This window comes from Mesorhizobium sp. SP-1A (assembly GCF_032460275.1).
Taxonomy (GTDB): Bacteria; Pseudomonadota; Alphaproteobacteria; order Rhizobiales; family Rhizobiaceae; genus Mesorhizobium.
In genome coordinates, this window is sequence record NZ_JAVXZD010000002.1 from 358,698 (window position 1) to 376,385 (window position 17,688).

General features: G+C 51.5%; 16 protein-coding genes. 7 read left to right on the forward strand and 9 right to left on the reverse strand.

The window, feature by feature from the left end; translation table 11 throughout:
* Window positions 1-1,302, forward strand: coding sequence for a hypothetical protein (locus QU595_RS10570; RefSeq protein WP_315921631.1), 1,302 nt, complete (start codon window positions 1-3; stop codon window positions 1,300-1,302).
* Window positions 1,303-1,642: 340 nt separating this feature from the next.
* Here the strand turns inward: QU595_RS10570 and QU595_RS10575 are convergent, their stop codons facing one another.
* The 3 genes from QU595_RS10575 to QU595_RS10585 all read right to left on the reverse strand — a co-directional run bounded on the left by QU595_RS10575 (window position 1,643) and on the right by QU595_RS10585 (window position 3,344).
* On the reverse strand, window positions 1,643-2,131 hold the full coding sequence (locus QU595_RS10575) for a hypothetical protein (RefSeq protein ID WP_315921633.1): 489 nt from the start codon (window positions 2,129-2,131) through the stop codon (window positions 1,643-1,645).
* 77 nt (window positions 2,132-2,208) lie between these two features.
* Window positions 2,209-2,694, reverse strand: a complete 486-nt coding sequence (locus QU595_RS10580) for a hypothetical protein (RefSeq protein ID WP_315921635.1) — start codon at window positions 2,692-2,694, stop codon at window positions 2,209-2,211.
* A complete protein-coding gene (locus tag QU595_RS10585; RefSeq protein ID WP_315921637.1) occupies window positions 2,691-3,344 on the reverse strand; it encodes a hypothetical protein in 654 nt (217 codons plus the stop codon). Before QU595_RS10585 ends, QU595_RS10580 begins: the two co-directional genes overlap by 4 nt.
* A 161-nt stretch (window positions 3,345-3,505) precedes the next feature.
* Here QU595_RS10585 and QU595_RS10590 point away from each other — a divergent pair, with 161 nt between their 5' ends.
* Genes QU595_RS10590 through QU595_RS10600 form a run of 3 tightly spaced genes read left to right on the forward strand, consistent with a single transcriptional unit; the run spans window position 3,506 to window position 6,743 of the window.
* Complete coding sequence (locus QU595_RS10590) at window positions 3,506-4,171, forward strand: hypothetical protein (protein WP_315921638.1); 666 nt, start codon at window positions 3,506-3,508, stop codon at window positions 4,169-4,171.
* Entirely contained in the window at window positions 4,168-5,622 is a 1,455-nt protein-coding gene (locus QU595_RS10595; protein ID WP_315921640.1) for a bifunctional DNA primase/polymerase, read from the forward strand. The genes QU595_RS10590 and QU595_RS10595 overlap by 4 nt, the downstream gene beginning before the upstream one ends.
* A complete protein-coding gene (locus tag QU595_RS10600) occupies window positions 5,619-6,743 on the forward strand; it encodes a hypothetical protein (protein ID WP_315921643.1) in 1,125 nt (374 codons plus the stop codon). Before QU595_RS10595 ends, QU595_RS10600 begins: the two co-directional genes overlap by 4 nt.
* A gap of 60 nt (window positions 6,744-6,803) precedes the next feature.
* On the opposite strand, the gene QU595_RS10605 is transcribed toward QU595_RS10600, so the two are convergent.
* On the reverse strand, window positions 6,804-7,718 hold the full coding sequence (locus QU595_RS10605; RefSeq protein WP_315921644.1) for a LysR family transcriptional regulator: 915 nt from the start codon (window positions 7,716-7,718) through the stop codon (window positions 6,804-6,806).
* A 160-nt stretch (window positions 7,719-7,878) separates the two neighbouring features.
* Here QU595_RS10605 and QU595_RS10610 point away from each other — a divergent pair, with 160 nt between their 5' ends.
* Together QU595_RS10610 and QU595_RS10615 are read left to right on the forward strand one after the other, a co-directional pair.
* Window positions 7,879-9,225: a VOC family protein gene (locus tag QU595_RS10610; RefSeq protein WP_410000504.1), complete on the forward strand. Its 1,347-nt coding sequence runs from the start codon at window positions 7,879-7,881 to the stop codon at window positions 9,223-9,225.
* Between the two features lie 8 nt (window positions 9,226-9,233).
* Window positions 9,234-10,655 (forward strand): FAD-binding oxidoreductase, encoded by a 1,422-nt coding sequence (locus QU595_RS10615; RefSeq protein ID WP_315921646.1) that lies wholly within the window; start codon window positions 9,234-9,236, stop codon window positions 10,653-10,655.
* A gap of 43 nt (window positions 10,656-10,698) precedes the next feature.
* Here the strand turns inward: QU595_RS10615 and QU595_RS10620 are convergent, their stop codons facing one another.
* The 5 genes from QU595_RS10620 to QU595_RS10640 form a co-directional block, all read right to left on the reverse strand.
* Entirely contained in the window at window positions 10,699-12,060 is a 1,362-nt protein-coding gene (locus tag QU595_RS10620; protein WP_315921648.1) for an FAD-dependent oxidoreductase, read from the reverse strand.
* Between the two features lie 54 nt (window positions 12,061-12,114).
* Window positions 12,115-13,881 carry a flavin monoamine oxidase family protein gene (locus tag QU595_RS10625; protein ID WP_315921650.1) on the reverse strand — a complete coding sequence of 589 codons (1,767 nt, stop codon included), beginning with the start codon at window positions 13,879-13,881 and terminating at the stop codon, window positions 12,115-12,117.
* Window positions 13,882-13,988: 107 nt separating this feature from the next.
* Window positions 13,989-14,789, reverse strand: coding sequence for an ABC transporter permease (locus tag QU595_RS10630; RefSeq protein WP_315921652.1), 801 nt, complete (start codon window positions 14,787-14,789; stop codon window positions 13,989-13,991).
* Entirely contained in the window at window positions 14,782-15,570 is a 789-nt protein-coding gene (locus QU595_RS10635; protein WP_315921654.1) for an ABC transporter ATP-binding protein, read from the reverse strand. Before QU595_RS10635 ends, QU595_RS10630 begins: the two co-directional genes overlap by 8 nt.
* Complete coding sequence (locus tag QU595_RS10640; RefSeq protein ID WP_315921656.1) at window positions 15,557-16,609, reverse strand: ABC transporter substrate-binding protein; 1,053 nt, start codon at window positions 16,607-16,609, stop codon at window positions 15,557-15,559. The genes QU595_RS10635 and QU595_RS10640 overlap by 14 nt, the downstream gene beginning before the upstream one ends.
* A gap of 175 nt (window positions 16,610-16,784) precedes the next feature.
* On the opposite strand from QU595_RS10640, the gene QU595_RS10645 reads away from it, so the two are divergent.
* Window positions 16,785-17,684, forward strand: a complete 900-nt coding sequence (locus tag QU595_RS10645) for a LysR family transcriptional regulator (protein WP_315921657.1) — start codon at window positions 16,785-16,787, stop codon at window positions 17,682-17,684.
* Window positions 17,685-17,688: the final 4 nt, after the last annotated feature.

Sequence of the window (17,688 nt, forward strand, 5' to 3'; positions counted from 1 at the left end):
GTGTTTAATGCATTAGGCGGAAGATACGAGGAAACGGGCCTAGTCTACCGCAACAGCATGCTGAAGCAGTTGAAAATTGCTCTTCGCGAGCAGTCTTCAGGAAATGGACAATGGTCACGTATTAAGGCGGCATTGGAAAACACCACCTTGGGCGAGCGTAACGACCTGATAATGTTACGTCGCATCGGGAATAACATAGACCAGTTCGGTGTCGTTGGTTACAAGGAAATCCTCGGCAAGGAGCCGAGAATCCTGATTACTCCCAAGCTGGCGATCAGTCCGATACGTCGCGGAGGAGAATGTAATTTGATCGTCGACAGTCTTATCAAAGAGGTCGTGTCACGCGTCGTTGAGTTCCGCACCGTTGTTACGGCATCTAAATGCGATAAGCTTATTGTTGATGTCAGAGGAAAGGGGGACATCGCGCAGCAAATCGAAATGGGCGTTAAGGCTACGTCCTCTATCTCGTCCGGCGTTCCAGTTTTTTTGAATGGCGAAATCCTCGAAAGTATTATCGACAAGTTGGGTGTTATCGAGGGCATAGAGTCGATTGGAAAGATCCGATCTGGAATTGGTCGAGTGCTCGGCTGGCCCGAAGGAGATGCGGACGAGGAGGAGGCATTCTTCGAAGCGATTGAACTCGCGCACACCACTGCAGGCATCGAAGCTATGCCAAAGGAGCGACTGACGGATGTCTTTCAGTTCGAGACAAGCAGGACCAGCCCACGTCACGAAGCCAGGTGTGACCTAAAGGCGATTGCCGATGCTGCTGTCTTAGAAAAAGCTCTCTTGGCATCTTCTTCCAACCCAATGGCAATCTCTGGCCTCAAGCTGATGTTAAGTGACGTTGCCGCAGGGAACTCACTTGTGATGAACCTCTGGAAACGGGACAGCAATGCTTTAGCTGCATTGCTATTTGTCAATCGGAGCATTGATGTCTCAATTGATGAGGGTGGTAACGCTAAGATCGTTATTCTCTACAATCCAAACTACACACAAACATCTAACATCGTCATGCCCGAAACGATCAGGCTTGTCGGCGACGCCGTGATTTCACAGGTGATCTGCGATGTTCAGACTCTGACAAGTTCGGCCCTGAAAATCACTCCTACTGTGGACGTTTCGGTGGCTTTCATGCCCTTCAGCAATTCGACAAATGCAGATAACGATGCCTACTATCTGTGCGACTACGTCTCCCATGCACTTGAGGAGGTCGATGTCGAACTGCCTGAAAACGCAAGTTTTATTGGAGCTGTGTCGCTTCCTATTGCATCAATGGATTTGCGGGCATTGTTCAGATAGTGGCAGCGTCGAGTGACAGTTGCACAAATCAGGAGGCCCCGACTGGGGCCTTTTTCATGACCTCTTGCAATCAAGACGAACATCGGTAAAGTTTCCATCGCCGAAGTGACGGCACGCGGGCGCACCGCATAGGCTCTCCTTGAGCAATCACTGAATGGACTGACTATTGCCGTTGTCAACATCCTTCACTCAGGAGCAGTCCTCACGGTATCGAGTGCGACGATTCCGTGCCAGACACGCTAGACATCGTTGATAAGTAGCGAGATTTAATCATCGTCTTCAGGACCAACCTGGAGGCGGAAGCTCACAGATTTCGAAACATGTGTGAGCTTCCCGAATACTAGACAAGACCCCGCCAAACCTCGGCCAGATGCCGCACCCTCTCGAAAAATTCTGTTCCCGATTTGAAATCTCGTTTTGCGATAAGGGACAGCGTATCAGCAATGAAAAGCTTCTGTTCTTCGTTCAGATCGGACTTCAAACACTGGAACCGCTCCTTTTCAATGTCCTCAATCTGTAGGTCTGGATCAAGGACTGCGATCAGAGACATCACGATGTTGGCAAAAGGATGCGGATTTCTTCGTGCGAAGTACAACCAGGCAGGCAAATACGCGAAAGACATATTCCCATCCATGAAACTGAGAAGGTATCCGATCCCGCTATCACCTACGTTTTGGACATCGACCTTGATCAGGTCGGGCCAACTTTCAACTTGCTTCAGTGAAGAAACTTCATCGTCGTCCCAAAATATGGAAGCCAGGTCGAAAATGTTATATTCGGTGTCATTTATTAGTTTGAAGATGCCATACAATTCATTATCAGTTTCCAAAATGGCTCCTTTCGTCTAATCTATCGGGGATTCCGAAAAAGCCTTTTGAGACATGGCCAATATGGAAACCGTTTTAACTACACTTCTCTCCAAAATGAGGACAGTCGTTTAACTCTTTCGAAAAGCAGTGACTGATTTTGGAAGTCACGTTCTGCAATATAGGTGAACGTCTCTGCCAGAAAGCACTTCTGTTCGCTCGACAGATGCTTTTGCAGATAGGCGACCCGATCTACATCGACCAGTGGCACCTTTTTCTCGGGGTCGAGCAACGCCACCAAACTAGTCACGATATTGGCATAGGGATATGGTTCAGACCGTGCGAAGTACAACAACGCAGGCAAATAGGCCCGCAACATATCCGCTTCCATAAACTGAAAAATACCGCCGAATCCGAATTCTGAGATACTTTCTACATCCAGAGCTAAGATGTCTTTCCAATCTTTGACGCCTGACAGCTTTGCAACTTCAGCGTCATCCCATAACTCACCTGCTAGTTCCTGAATGGTATGGCGCGTAGTGATCTCGTCGGAAAACTTTTGTTCGATGTCCTGGAGTAGGCTCAATATACACCTCCTTTGAGCTTTTCACAGTTTTGCAATTGCTTTTTTGTGTTCGCAATTTCTTCGCGATGAGTGCTATTGCCACCGTTGAAGCATCGGTCTTCTCTTTCAGTTCGAGCATTCATGCACTGCGTGATGCCCATGATTTTGATGTCGATATCAAAGATATCATCCGTTGGTAAGCATTTATTTGGTCTAACCTGCTTACAATATTTAGTAATTCGGCCGGAAAGCATAGCCAATTCTTCTGGCCCACACCGTCCTGGAGGTTGCATATTTTCGCCTGGGCTGTATCGCTTGTTTCCAGCGTTGTCAGTCACATAGTCGGATTCGTCAGGCTGCTTGAGAAGTGGGATGCTGGCACTTCCAGCCGCCATCGCAGCAAACAACGTATTCATGCATGCCGAATTCGACATGCATGTCTTGACGGCGTCTGGGCCATATTTGCTGACGATAGCCATAGCCACTTCACCCGCTTTCCGAGCACCTGTCGCCCTGCATTGGGGGGATTTCAGACATCCTTGAACTACTCCTCTGGCAACGAGGCCACCCGCCACCAGTGCAAGCTTACCTTTAACACCTGCATCCGACGATGCGGTTGCGGACAATGAAATAGCGGAAATAAGAATGGCTTTCGTTACCAGTTTGAACATGGCCCCTCCGTTGGAGGCGGTTTAATGCCATTTATTCCGAAGTTTTTCAACCTTTTTAAGCGTGCCATCGGATATTTCTTGAAGCCAGATGTCGAGCCGAATTATCCATTGACATTTTTATTGACAAAATTTATTTATTTTTACTGAAAGGGAGAGCTATTTTGACTGCTATTAACACCCCTCACATTCTTAAGATCGTCGGCTGGATTTATAAGGTTTCTGGCGACGGCTTTTGGCAGCTTTGGAATAATCCAGAAAAGCCAACTCACATCATCGATCATGCGTTGAGGCAGGGGATGAAGATTGAGATCGAAGCCGTTTACGATATCAATGAAGATGTAGCGAAGCGGAAGCTGGTTGATCCAGTGGAAGTCGCTGTTGGCCTGCTAGACGGCAAGAAGGACAAGGAAGACACCGAGATCATCGAGATCAGCGCTGGTCTCCTGCGCCAGGTCGTGGCGGCGGCTTCCAAGCGCAAGGCTGGCGCTTCCAAGGAAGAATTCGAGAGCCTTCAGTCGCTGGTCGCCAAGCTTGAAGGCGAAGCGAAATCGCACGTCAGCGACATGATTGAAGTCTTACAGGACTGCAGAACCTATATCAGGCGCTCAGAGCATTACGAGAAAGCCCTTCGTGAGTTCCAAAACGTCATTCGCAGCGCGATCTCTGAGAACCACGAGGATGGTCCTACGCTGACTTTGGCGAGCGGGACTGTCGTTCGCGGGGAAGTCGCGGAAATTGTGTTGAAGCTTCTCAAAACGTTCGCTGAGAGCGTGAATTCAACAATCGATGCTGGTCACAAAATCGGAAGTCCTGGGGGTTCAAATTGAGCGCACCTGAAGCAATCGATGTAACTGCTCCAAGCGGTTTCGTACACGTCGGATGGCGATGGAAAAGGCCGCATGACGATGAATGGAGCACAAGTTACACGCTAAAGAAGCCTGACCTTGGCTTCACTTCTGAATATGCGGCGAAGGTTGAGTGGGAACCGTTGTTCGGTTATTCGGAACTGCCGGGTAACGCAGCCCATGAGGATGTTCGCGCCGTCGCAGATGAAATTCTTACCAAAAACGAAGGCAAGGATGACGCCGACGTTGTGTCCGTGAGCCTCGGCTTCCTGCGCGATCTGAATGCTTTGGTCTACAAGGCCAAAGACCAGAAACTTAATGTCGAAGAAGCAAAGAGCTTTCTGGAAGCCATAGCAAATGACTTCGAGCCTGCGGTCGAGCACATGTACCGACCTAATGAATCGATCTTTGGCGCGGTTGCGCGTGATATGGTCAAAGCTGGCTGGTCTATTTTCCCTCAGGAGATCGATGGCAATCGTCGACCTGGCACCGTCAACGGCCAGATGATCAAGTGGTCAGAAGAACACAAACTTGCCACCCAGCTGCCAACTGAAAAAGCACTCGATCTATGGACTGCGCAGTGCGCTGGCCTCAACGTGGCTGTCGTTCTTGGGGCTGGTAGTGGCCACTCCCTCGTACTCGACGTTGACATCGTGGAGAATGAATTGAGCCGTCAGGTTCAGGAATTGGCCGACAAGATGTTCGGATATACCCCACTTCGCCGTGTCGGTAACTTCCCAAAGATCGCTCTCGTTTATCGTCATGATCCCGACGACGAAATCCCAAACCGCTCGCCGAAATTTGTACCGTTCGACACCCCTGAAAACCCGGACGGGGTCGATCAGGGCCTCGAAGTGATCTCTGATGGCAAGCCGATGACGTTCTTCGGCAAGCACCACAAAACTGGTCGCTACTTCACCTGGCTGGACGCTAACCCTCAGTTCTTTGGGCCTGAAGACGCGCCCCTCGTGACTTCGCAACAGATCAATGATTTTTTCGATGCCGTCGACAGCCTTCGTCAGTTTTCGAGGTCTGCTTCGTTCGAAGGAACAATGGCTACACAGAAATGGGATGAAGACGCTCAAATCAACGTGCCTAAGATCCGTTCTGCTGCGGGAGCCAGAGATTGGATTGAAGATGAAAACGGGAAGGTCGTTGACGGCCATGAAATCTATCTGACACGCCTTGCTTTCCGTTTCGTAACGGCCAACCCAGGAACATCGACCACCCTTCAAGGTCGAGAATCCCTCATCAAAATCATTGTTCAGCAATTTAATGACACTGCAGAATGCCCAGACCGCTGGAAGGGTGACAACCTGATTCACGAAGTCGAATCGAAGGTCAATCGTATTGCCGAGAAATTGAAGACGGCGCAAATCAAGCCGTTCGTTCCATTTCGCGATAATAAGGCCGTGAAAAGGAAGGCGAAATGACTAATCTTGAAAACGCCCGAGACGCATTTCTGAATAAGTGGTTCGACGCGACAACCGAAGGCTCACATTGGACTGACGCGAAGTCGGTCGATATCACTTTGGAAATCGAGGAGACGTTCAACCTTGCCTCCTTGGCAGCTCTGGGCGCGGTTCCTATCGATGGTATTCCTGTGGCGGAATATCAGATGCTAAACGAGAACGGAAAATGGCAGATGACCACCGATCCTGACTATTTCAAGCAGGATCATGCGTGGAAGACCGATGTTCGAGAACTCGTAGATGCTGATGACGTTCGCAGTGCGCTGGTCAGGCACGAGCTGATCATCGAAACGTGGAAGACTGCTTTCGAGGAAGGAGCTGTTCTGCGCAAAAAGCTGTCAGAAGGCCTGAAGGATGCCAACAGGCGCGTTCAGGAAGCGGCCGAAGAAATCAAAACCCTCAAGGCCGAGATCGAAAGGCTCAATAAGCAAATCGAGAATGAGGATTCTGAAGATCACGATAGCGTCTCTAGCACAGGAGAGGTCTCCAGTGAGCGCGATGAGACCGTGAGAACAGAAACCTTCGAGATCGAGCCACTGCGTACCGCTATCCAGACGGTCCAAGGTTCCAAGCACATGGCGACAACCGAGGTCCTGGTGCTTAGCGTCGGCCACATGCGCGACCTGTTTGAGATTGTGAAGCATGCGGAGGATCATCCCGCTGTCGTTCTGTTCGCCCAGCTCCTCGCGGAGAATGCCGAAAAGAAGATCACTGACTACTTGGAAGTTTCGGTTGGTTTCTATCGTCAGATCTATCGGGTCGCTATGAAGTTCGAGGAAAAGGTCGATTGGTACGGTTGGGTTCGCGGGCTTGCCATGGCCTTCAAGGATGCAGGTCAGAACGATGATGCCGTCCAACTCGGGCTTCTGATCAAACATATGAAGACTGAGCGCAAAATGCTCCATCAGGCGATAAAGGCTCTCAAACCTTTCGCCAAGGCGGGGCAGCTGTTCGGCCCATCAATCTCTGAATATGACGAAACAGTATATAATCCGGCAGCTGGCCCCGAATTTTATATTCTCGGAAGTCACCTGCGTCAGGCTCGTGCTACCTATATCAATATCAAGGGGACGGATGCCTGATAATCCGCACACAATTAGTGGCTCGTAATATGCGGGCATAAAGGGGCCGCGCGCCCCTTTTTACTCTTCTTGTGGAAGCGAAATCCCCATATCCGCTTGCTCTATAAGCCAATCCTTGAAGGCATTTGTAATTTCATGGCTGCGAAGCTCTTCGGGAAGAACAATATAATACCCAAACTCGGTTGCCATTGGCTTATCGAATATCGGCACGAGCGCACCTGTCCTGATTTCTTCTTCAATCAGGTAGGTTGGTATCAGAGCAACGCCCAATCCTGAAACCGCAGCGCCAATGATCATTGAAAACTGATCGAACCTGTTTCCGCGAAACCCGTTCTCAGGCTCGACGCCATGGAACGTAAACCATTGATGCCATAGCTTTGGTCTCGTCATGAGGTGAATTAGCGGAGCGTTGATGAGATCGGCAGGGGAGCAGTCGTGATAGAGTTCGGCGATCTCCCTGCTGGCGACAGGAATGACCACTTCCCTGCTTAGAAAGGTTGAAGTGGCCTTCGCCCAGGTTGGCTGTCCATAATGGATGGCGATGTCGAAACCTTCTTCCTCGAAATCAAAAGGAACACTTCTGGATTCCACCGTGATTGCAGTTGAAGGTCTCAATTTTAGGAATTTGGGAAGGCGAGGAATAAGCCAGCGTGATCCAAAACTCGGCAGCGTTGCAATCGAGAGCGAATGCTTCATGTGGGACGTAGAAACAGCCAGTGTCATCATTCGCTCTGACTGCGACAGCAATTTCTGCGCTTCTGGCAAAAATCGCTTGCCGAAATCAGATAGCACGACGCGCTGACGCACTCTTTCGAAAAGACGTGCGCCAACCTGTTGCTCAAGCTCCATGATTTGGCGGCTGACCGCGCTCTGGGTAAGATTTAATTCTTCGCCAGCTCGGGTGAAATTGCCGTGCCTCGCCGCGCATTCGAAGGCTTGGACGCTGACAATGTCAGGGATCAGGCGGCGGCGCATTCAGCTATTCCTATTTCGTATCAACCCAGCCAGTGATGTCATGAGACAGGCGGGGATGCAATCTGTAGACGCGATTTCAGAGATTGCTCACGAGAGGGAAATTGTCGTGTCTGACCGCTTTAAGTCGCCCGATGAAATTCGCGCTGCATTTTCGGCAACGATGTCCGAAATGTATGCAAAAGAAGTGCCCGCTTATTCCACGCTGATGCACCTCGTCTACGAGGTGAACGAGGAAACGCTTCAAGCCAATCCGGAACTTCAAAATCAGTTGGAGGAGACGGAGTCTCTTGCCCGCATTTCTGAAGAGCGACATGGAGCTATTCGCGTCGGCACGGCGGCTGAACTCGCCATGCTGCGCCGCGTTTTCGCGATAATGGGGATGTATCCGGTCGGGTATTATGACCTCTCTATCGCGGGCGTTCCCGTCCATGCCACCGCGTTTCGGCCGACTAGCGAAGCTTCGCTGAAGCGAAACCCATTTCGCGTGTTCACGTCTCTCCTGCGGCTTGACCTGATCACGGACGAAGCCCTGCGGGATGAGGCGGCCGCCATTCTGGCAAAGCGCCAGATATTCACCGATGGTGCGATCCAGTTGACCGAGAAGGCCGAGCGCGACGGTGGTCTGAGCCATGAGGATGCAACCACTTTCATATCCGAGGTCCTTGAGACCTTCCGGTGGCACGACCAGGCGAAGGTCAGCGCCGCGCTTTATCGAAGGCTTCATGATGCGCATCGTCTGATAGCCGATGTGGTTTCCTTCAAGGGGCCTCATATCAACCACCTGACCCCGCGCACGCTCGACATCGATCTCGTCCAGCAGCGGATGCCTCTTCACGCGATTTCGCCTAAGGCAGTCGTCGAAGGGCCTCCTACTCGGAAATGTCCGATCCTGCTGCGCCAGACATCGTTCAAGGCGCTGGAAGAAGCCGTCTCGTTCCAGTCCGAAGACGGTGCCTGGCAGATCGGATCGCATACTGCCCGCTTTGGTGAGATCGAGCAGCGCGGTATCGCCCTCACTCCCAAGGGACGCGCTCTGTATGATACGCTCCTCAACAACTCCCGCGAGGTCATGCGTCCGGCCGCAGACGGCTCGAATGCTACCGAGTACATGAAGTGCCTTGAAGAAGCCTTCCAGACGTTCCCAGACAGCTGGGACGCCATTCGAGAGCAGGGCTTGGGCTACTTCAGCTATTCACTCACGGAAAAGGGCAAAGCCAGCGTGGGCTTCGGCGGGACATCTCTGGAGCAATGGATATCGGAAGGTCTCGTTCGGTTTGACCCCATCGTCTACGAGGACTTCCTCCCCGTAAGCGCCGCAGGAATCTTCCAGTCGAACCTTGGAGACGAGGCAAGCCAAGTCGCAGTCGCCAGTGCGAACCAAGTCCAATTCGAACGCGATCTTGGGGCGTCCGTTCTCGATCAGTTCGAGCATTACGCCGAGATCGAGAGAGCTTCCATTGAGGCATGCAAGGGCGTCATCTGCGCTCAGCAGGTCGCTGCCGAATAGGATGGGTCATGCTAGAGCAGAACCACGTTACCGAGCTAGCGAAGCTGATTGGAGATGCTGGTGTCCTTACGGCTCCGGCCGATCTCGAAGCCTACCAAAACGGTGCAAGGTATGACCGAGGGCGGGCGGCCGCAGTCTTGAGGCCGAGAACTACCGATCAAGTCTCGGCAGTGATGGCCTATTGTGTGCGCCAAGGAATTCCCCTGGTTCCTCAATCTGGCAACACTGGGCTTGTCAGCGGCTCCACGCCAGACAACACCGGACGTCAGGTGGTTCTCAGCCTTGATCGCATGAATGAGGTATTCAGACTCGACGAAGACAATCGGTCGCTCACAGCCAGCGCTGGTTGGCGTCTCTCCGACGTCAACAACAAGCTCGAAGCGAATGGATTGTTCTTTCCCATCGATCTCGGTGCCGATCCTAGGCTTGGAGGGATGATTGCAACGAACACGGGTGGCTCAAGATTCCTGAAATATGGCGACGTGCGCAAAAACACCTTGGGGCTGAAGGTGGTTCTCGCCGATGAGGACGGCACTGTCCTCAACCTAAACAACGAGCTACGGAAAAATAACACGGGTGTCGACTGGAAACAGATCTTCATTGGCACGTCTGGTGCCTTTGGGATTGTCACCGAGTGCGTTCTGAACGTCGAACCCCTGCCCCAGCAAATTTCGACTGCCTACCTGGTGCCGAAGTCGGATGAGCACGTCATGACGCTGTTGCGGGCGATGGAGAAACGGTTTGGAAGCGAGCTTTCGGCCTTCGAAGGGATGTCGGCAAACGCCATAACGGCAGCGATCCAGCATGTTCCTTCTCTTCGCAATCCATTCGAGCAAGGCATTGTGCCGTCCTTTGTGATTTTGGCCGAGGTCACTAGGAGTTGGGAGCCGCGTCAGGGCGAACAGACCTTGGATGCGGCGCTGGAAGGCGCGCTTGCGGAAATATGGGAGATGGAGGGAGAGCCGCTGGCAGATGCGTTTGTCGGCCCGCCGCATGAAATGTGGTCTCTTCGGCACGCACTATCTGAAGGCGTTTCGCATTCTGGAAAGCTGATAGCGTTCGACCTCGCCTTTCGCAGAGGAGACGTCATGAAGTTTCTTTCCAAGATCCGTAGCGACCTGGCCCTCTGCTGTCCTGATCTGACAATCTGCGACTTCGGTCACATTGGGGATGGCGGTGTCCATCTCAACCTTGTCTTGCCCAAAAACAGCAAGCAGGCTTCAGATCCTGACTTCGAAAAGCAACTTCGGGATTTCGTGTTCAGTATCGTGGTCGACGAGTTTGGAGGCAGCTACAGCGCGGAACATGCTATTGGCCGCAAAAACCAAACCTACTACGATCTCTATACACCTCAGAAATTGCGGGAAATGACGAAGGACATGAGAGAGCGATTTTCGCCTGGTGACCTCGGAGCGGTGCGCTTCGGTTGAAAGCAAAACGGAGGCGATTAAGCCTCCGTTTCTTTTTGGGGGATCAGCCCCATCCCTTCCAAATACCCGGCCTCCATGGAGTGAAGTCGGCGATGTCGGCATCATATCCGCTTCCCCAATCGTTAGGACCGCTGTATTGGATATTTGGGTTCATCGCGATGTTCACGAGAATTCGCCCAAACAACGGCGTAAATTTGAAGCCGCGCCCTGCCTCCATCACAGACATTGCTGCGTTTTTATAAGCGCTAGCTCCCATTGGTTTCCGAGGAATCCCACCAATGACGATCTTGCCGTCACTTGGCATTGAGTAGAGACATGCGTTTTGAGACGTATAATCATTTACATCCACGACCCCCGGTTTGAAGAGGCTAGAAATATGCGTCTTAATTTCGTTGAGGATGTTTTGATCCGGCACTCCGGTAATCTGCGATGGATCAGTGAACAAAGTATCTGTATAATCTGCCGCGATTTTTACGCGACCCTTGGTTTCGTTAGAGAGGCCCAAATCTGGGAAGCCGTAAAATAGGCCTCTGTCATTGGTCGCGGTATTACCGAATTCATACCACAGCGGAATTTTGTCGCTGGTAGTTTGCTTCCAGAAGGCGAGAGACATCTGCCAAATGCGATACTTCTCATTCTGCTGAAGTTGCCCGTTTGTAAGGCTGTTGAATAGATTTCCGGCCCACACACCAGGTGCGAGAATAAGGTGCCTGGTTGTGATCGTGCCAGCTTGACCATAAGATGCTCCTAGTGGGCCGGGAGCGGCTGCGACATCTACTGTAAAACCATAATCTTGGTCAACGAAAGCTTCTGCCAGATTTGTGACTTGAGTATATGCCGCAATAGTCAGCAGTCCGGTTTCCTGTGCCATGTTCAAAAAAGTATTCATGGTTTGTTGAACGTTGATCGTGGCGGAGTTTTTCTGCACGAGGCCGATATAGTCACTAGGCATTCCTGCAGCATTGAAAACCGGGAAACGGTTCTGAATTTCCTGAGGGCTATTGAGAAGTTCGTAAGGAACGGCCTGTTCGTTCATCGTCTTGATCATACTCTGAAGATCTCCTTCCGGAGTAACAGGCGCATGCGAATGACCAAAGAAGAGCAAGTCATCCTCGAAAAGAAGCGTCTCACCTGATGCTTTTTCGATTTCTTTCCATAGAGCATAAGATGCTTCAGTAAGCCGAACCTCATTGGCGTTGGAATACATAATGCGGAAAATACGCTCGTAGCCCTTGGAACTGCCTACAGAGCTTGGGACGTCTGCTTTTTCAATGAGGATTGTTTTCAGCCCTCTTTGAGTGGCGTAGTACGCAGCGCTAATTCCAATAGTGCCGCCGCCGACAATAACCATGTCATAAATCTGACTGAAATTGATGAGTTCGCTGTTTTTGTATTTTTGTGGCATTTTTATTCTCCAAAAAAATCGTTGATATTCGGGTTAAAACAAGTCCCTGGATTGTCAGTCGCCAGAGATCAAAGGATAGGTCGGGTCGTTCACAATTGGCGTGATGTTGAAGAAATCACGAAGGACTGAGTCCGCCGTGCAGAATGCACCTTCAATCCATGCCTGGTCGTTCGAATAAGCAGACCCCATGATATACAGCGGTGTATGATCGTTCTGGTTGACGATCTTGTAAGGTGCTCGGACCTTTTGCATCGAGTCCTTCAGGCTGTAATGTGCCTTCCAGGCATGGTACCCAGCGTAGTATGGATTGCGTCCCCAATCCATGAACAGCGCCTGAATAGGTTGTGGCACATGGGAAATATCACCATCCGAGAAATGTACCTGCGCCAGCTGATGTCTCAGCATTCTGATCATTTCACCTGAAGCAGGACTTCCTTCCGAAAGCGGCTGCAGATTATCTGAATCTGCAGAAGTTTCTCGCTGGGTGATGTTCGTCTCCATCGCCTGCCAGAACTGCGTATACCACATATCGTCATAACTCGCCAAAAGACCGTACGCGACAGGTCTGTTAGCTGGAGCATTGTTCCCGAAGTAGTAAATCTGACGCAATGGAAGGTCTGTTACTGTTGGGCCGAAACCAGTCACAGGCTGCCCATCTACCGTGTAATTCAGCTTGGGCGGGTAGTCGGATTGTTCCCACCACGCTGTATCAAAGAGAAGGGCAATTTTGTATGACGGCTGCTCAATGACAGATTCGACATAGTATTTGACGTCTCGGTTCTTGAGAATGTGATCATCGCCAGAATTGTTGGCGATGAGTTCGATTGAATTTCTCGGCATGCAAAGGAATAGTTTCTTTGCTTTTACGATTGTCTTGTTACCAGATGGTTCGCCTGCAGAATACGATTGGAATGTACAAACAAATACGCTATTGGCGGGGTCCCATTCGAAGGTCTCTAGGCACATTCCACGTTGGATAACGACACCTTTATTTGTGGCCTCCGCCTGGAGAGCGTTGATCAGAGTGCTGTAGCCATTTTTCAGTCTGAGATATTTATAGTCAGCGCCGAACTCTCCATTGTACGGGATAGCGTTCGCAGCATTCCAATTGATAACGTTGGACGTATATCCGCCAGCATCTGCTGCATATTGGAAGCCCTCACTACCAAGCTGGTCAAACATAAGGTTCCAATATCCAATATTTCCAATCAGATCTCCAGGATTATAGACCTGACTATCAAAAGTGCTTGGCAGCCTTGCATTATCGAAGAATTCACACCAGCCCCGACGCGTGTTAGGTGCGTTCCCGCCAGTCGCCGCATCTGAAATTTGAGCGAAGAGATCGTCGGATGACTTGGTGTTGTCTGGGGTATTGTACGGGACTCCTTTGGTGGGAATCTCGCTGTCGTAGACATTAACGCCCCGCAAGAAATAAAGGCGATCCTGAACCATGTTAAAATCGACGACTTGGTCGCGAATTCCTAACTCGTCAATTGTTTTATTTACCAGCTTATGGCCCTCGGAGAATCTCATTCCTCCGAGTTCGATGAACTGACCAGTGTCGAAGTGTTTCGTGTAAATGCGACCTCCGAGGCGATTTCCCCATTCGTAAACTCGGATATCGCCCGTTACTTTGCCAGACCCTGATGCCTTTTCATTCGCGAGACGCCAAGCTGTATAGAGGCCTCCAGGTCCACCACCAACGATGAGATTATCGATTACAGTATTAGGCATGATATTACCCCCAATTATGTTGATCTGATCAGGAGGCGCTTTTGCCTGCTGATATTCCCCGACAACATAATTGGTTGGTGTCGCCACCGGCGCGAATCCAGGTTCGCGTATCACAAGCAGCTAAAATACAAAAAAGCGCCCATGCCTTTCAGCATGAGCGCTCCAGTCCCGTCGAACGGTTGAGTGGGGGGTACCTAGCTCTTCCGTTTTGATCGGTACTTCCAAGGCATAGCGTATCTCTCAAGAATATCAAGTGACCCGATCAGTAATACCCCGATGAGTGAGAGAATTAATAGGGCCGCGAATACGCGGGGCGTATCGAACTGGCCTTGAGCGACCAGAATGACGTTTCCAAGACCGTTCTGTGATGCGACAAACTCGCTGACAATTGCCCCGACGAGGGAAAGCGACATAGCGACTTTCATCCCCGCGAAGATGGATGGCAGCGCGGCGTAGATGCGGATGCGGGTCAGGACCTTCCATCGCGATCCACGAAGGGCTTTAGCGATATCAAGGACGTCTTTCGAAACCGACTGCAGGCCGAGCAGGGCGTCAATGACGATGGCAAAAACCGCGATCATGAATGCGATGGCGATCTTGGTGAATGACCCCATGCCAAACCAGATGATGCACAAAGGTGCGATTGCCACCTTGGGGACACTGTTGAGTGCAATAAACAGAGGAAACAGCAGGCGGTGGAGTAACGGCGACTCTACCAGCACGACTGCGAATGCGACACCAATCACTGTCGCGGCGATGAACCCGCCGACCGTGATGAAAATGGTGTACATGGCTTGCTGCGCAAACCAGCCTGGGAATTGAAAGATGTCGCCGAGGATCAGGCTCGGAGGCGGCACGAGAAAGATCGGCACATCGAAAAGCCGAACAACGATCTCCCACGCCAGCGCGAAAGCAAAGAACCCGAGAATTGAAATCGCGGCGGTGTGGATGTTCGTAGCGGTGTTGCCTTTCACCGAGGCGTCCAAACTACTCATGGATGATCCCCATTTTTTCGAATGAGCCTCTGAGCTTGCGTGTCAGCTCACCGAATTCGGACGTCTCGCGTATCGAAAGCCTGCGCTGGTCGCCGAGAGGTACGTCGATCTCGTCCGTGATCTGGCCAGGGCGAGGACGGAACACCAATATGCGTGATGACAGGAACACTGCTTCAGTGATGCTGTGAGTGACGAAGATCACAGTCATCCGCTCCGCCTCCCACAGCTTGTGGAGGTCGACATTGAGCTGGTCTCTCGTCAGTGCATCGAGAGCGCCAAATGGCTCATCCATGAGCAACAGGCCAGGCGTAAGCAAAAGCGCACGACAGATGGCCACTCGCTGACGCATGCCGCCCGAGAGGGAGTGGGGATAGGCATGGATAAATTCGGAAAGGCCTACACGATTGAGGAGGTCTCGCGCTCGCGCTTCATAACGCTGCCGAGGTTCCCCGCGAAAGTCGGCTGGGAGCAGAACGTTGTCGAGAACGTCTGCCCAATCAAGGAGGGCATCACGTTGAAGCGCGAGGCCCAAATCCTTGGGAGGGCCATCGACTGGCCCTCCTCCGACTTCCAGCATTCCTTCGCTAGCTGTCTCTAAGCCCGCGATGCAGCGCATCAATGTGCTTTTGCCGCATCCGCTAGGACCAACGAAGCTGACAAACTCGCCTTTTTTGACGTTGAGGTTTACCCGATCAAGAGCGAGTACCTCACCGAAGCGTTTCGTCAGAGTGGATGCGCGGATCACCGTATCCACTGCATACGCTTCGTTAGATGCGAGCATCAGGGCGCTCCCCTTTGCCAACGGCACTTATGATTTCAGGCTTCAGGAGGTCATTCGTATAATAGTCGCTGGCGACGGCGTCCTTCGGCACCAGATCGACTTCTCCCAAGACCTTCAAAGTGGATTGCCAGTCAGCGGCAGAGAGTGCCAGTGTCGGTGATCCCGACTGATTAGGCAAAGATACGAACTTGCGTAGCTCTTCGATCTGCCCGCGCAGAACGTCTGGATTAAGTCGTGCCTGCGGGCGTGCATCGATAATGGCCTGCACACCTTCATCTTCATGACCAGAGAGGACATAATCCCAAGTTCCAGCGACGACGCTGGCGAACCGACCCAAAACTTCCGCGCGCTCAGAAAGAGTGCTGTCGGTTGCGAATAGCCCGTACCCGAGGAAATCGAGTTTGGCGTCCGTGAACCGCAGAACGTCCGCTGCTCGCTGATCCTTGAATTGCGGAAGAGTGAAAGTCGGGCTGGAGAAAATGCCGTCGACGCGCTGGTTCACATAAAGTCCGACCTTTGCCGAAGCATCCACGCTTTCGAGCGAGATGTCGTCGCGTGTGAGGCCGCCAGTTGCGAGGAATTTGTCGATAAAAGGAGCTTCGAGAGAGCCAGGCGTGTGTGCCAGCTTCTTGCCCTTCAGGTCAGCGACCGTTTTCACGTTCGCGTTCGTATCGATAAGCAGGGCGATATCATTCTGGCCGAACAATGTGGCGAACGACTTGATTTGGATGCCCTTGCCACGGGCGATTGACATCGGCCCGAGCGATGCATGGCCGGCATCATACTGGCCATTGCCGACGATCTGGACGGTGGAAACCGAGCCGTTGCCGTCATCAAATTCGGGAGCAATGCCGACGTCGTTGAACCATCCTTTTGCATTCGCAAGATGGAAAGGAGCGTGAATGCCCCAAGGCGTGTAATCCAGACGAACAGAGACTTTTTCGAGTGATTGAGCATGGGAAAAACTAGATCGCAGAACCAATGGCGACGCTATGGCTCCCGCCCCCAAGTGCAAAAAAGAGCGACGATTGACGAACATTCTTTTCCCCATTTTTCCCGCTTCGTGCTTGATGGCATGACCGGACCCCACCGACCATTTTTGGAACCGTAACACGAGCGTCCATGGTTGCAATTATTCAACCCTGACGATAAACGCAAATCGAAAGTTCTTATTTCGCTGCATAAGGTCAGCTTATTCAAAAAGGCGCGGATGCATGATTGATTTCAGGACCCTGGAAACTTTCTGGTGGGTCGTGACACTCGGCAGCTTTAATGGAGCTGCCGTAAAGTTAGGCACAACGCAGCCCGCCGTTTCGCAGAGAATAGCACAACTCGAACAGGATTTCGGAGTGCAACTTATTGTACGAGACCGCAGAAATGTAATGCCTACAGCTCCCGGCAGAAAGTTGCTGTCCTATGCGGAACGAGCAATGACTATGCGAACGGAGATGCTTACTTCGATACGAAATCCAAAAGCCATCGAAGGAGTTCTGCGTCTCGGCGTCACTGAAACCATCGTCCATGCATGGCTGCCTGATCTGATCCGTCGCGTAAGCAACGTTTATCCAAACCTCAGTCTGGAGATACAGAGTGACATCACATTCACTATGAGAACAAAACTGCTCAACCAGGAGTTGGACCTTGCATTCGTGATGGGGCCGCTCAACGACTCCATGTTGGAGAACAGATTTCTTTGCGACTACCCTGTGGCTTTTATTGCAAGCCCACGATTAAAAGTCCCCAAACCTGCGACCGTTGTTGATCTCGCTTTATTTCGCATTATGACGTTTCCAAGAAAAACACAGCCATATGAAGTTTTGCGAACAATTTTCAATGAAACCAATTTGCCGCCTGTTCGAATTCACAGCAGCAACGCACTGATGACACTGGTTCCATTGGCGCTCGAAGGCCTTGGCGTCATTGTTGTTCCTCCCATCATTGTCGAGAAACAACTCCGGTCAGGCGAACTCGAAATCATTCCAACCGTCGATGCCAAAATCCCCGACGTGTCGTTTACGGCCACATGGATGAACTCGCCCGATTCATTGGCATCCGAACTTGTGGCCGATTTGGCTGTCGAACTGGCGCGGCAGTCATCCAAGAAGGCCAGGTGAGCCT

Bases quoted from the DNA above. Each gene is read 5' to 3' on its own strand.
- QU595_RS10585 (WP_315921637.1), bottom strand. From the start codon at position 3,344: ATGTTCAAACTGGTAACGAAAGCCATTCTTATTTCCGCTATTTCATTG.
- QU595_RS10600 (WP_315921643.1), top strand. From the start codon at position 5,619: ATGACTAATCTTGAAAACGCCCGAGACGCATTTCTGAATAAGTGGTTC.
- QU595_RS10605 (WP_315921644.1), bottom strand. From the start codon at position 7,718: ATGCGCCGCCGCCTGATCCCTGACATTGTCAGCGTCCAAGCCTTCGAA.
- QU595_RS10610 (WP_410000504.1), top strand. From the start codon at position 7,879: ATGTCCGAAATGTATGCAAAAGAAGTGCCCGCTTATTCCACGCTGATG.
- QU595_RS10615 (WP_315921646.1), top strand. From the start codon at position 9,234: ATGCTAGAGCAGAACCACGTTACCGAGCTAGCGAAGCTGATTGGAGAT.
- QU595_RS10620 (WP_315921648.1), bottom strand. From the start codon at position 12,060: ATGCCACAAAAATACAAAAACAGCGAACTCATCAATTTCAGTCAGATT.
- QU595_RS10630 (WP_315921652.1), bottom strand. From the start codon at position 14,789: ATGAGTAGTTTGGACGCCTCGGTGAAAGGCAACACCGCTACGAACATC.
- QU595_RS10635 (WP_315921654.1), bottom strand. From the start codon at position 15,570: ATGCTCGCATCTAACGAAGCGTATGCAGTGGATACGGTGATCCGCGCA.
- QU595_RS10640 (WP_315921656.1), bottom strand. From the start codon at position 16,609: ATGTTCGTCAATCGTCGCTCTTTTTTGCACTTGGGGGCGGGAGCCATA.
- QU595_RS10645 (WP_315921657.1), top strand. From the start codon at position 16,785: ATGATTGATTTCAGGACCCTGGAAACTTTCTGGTGGGTCGTGACACTC.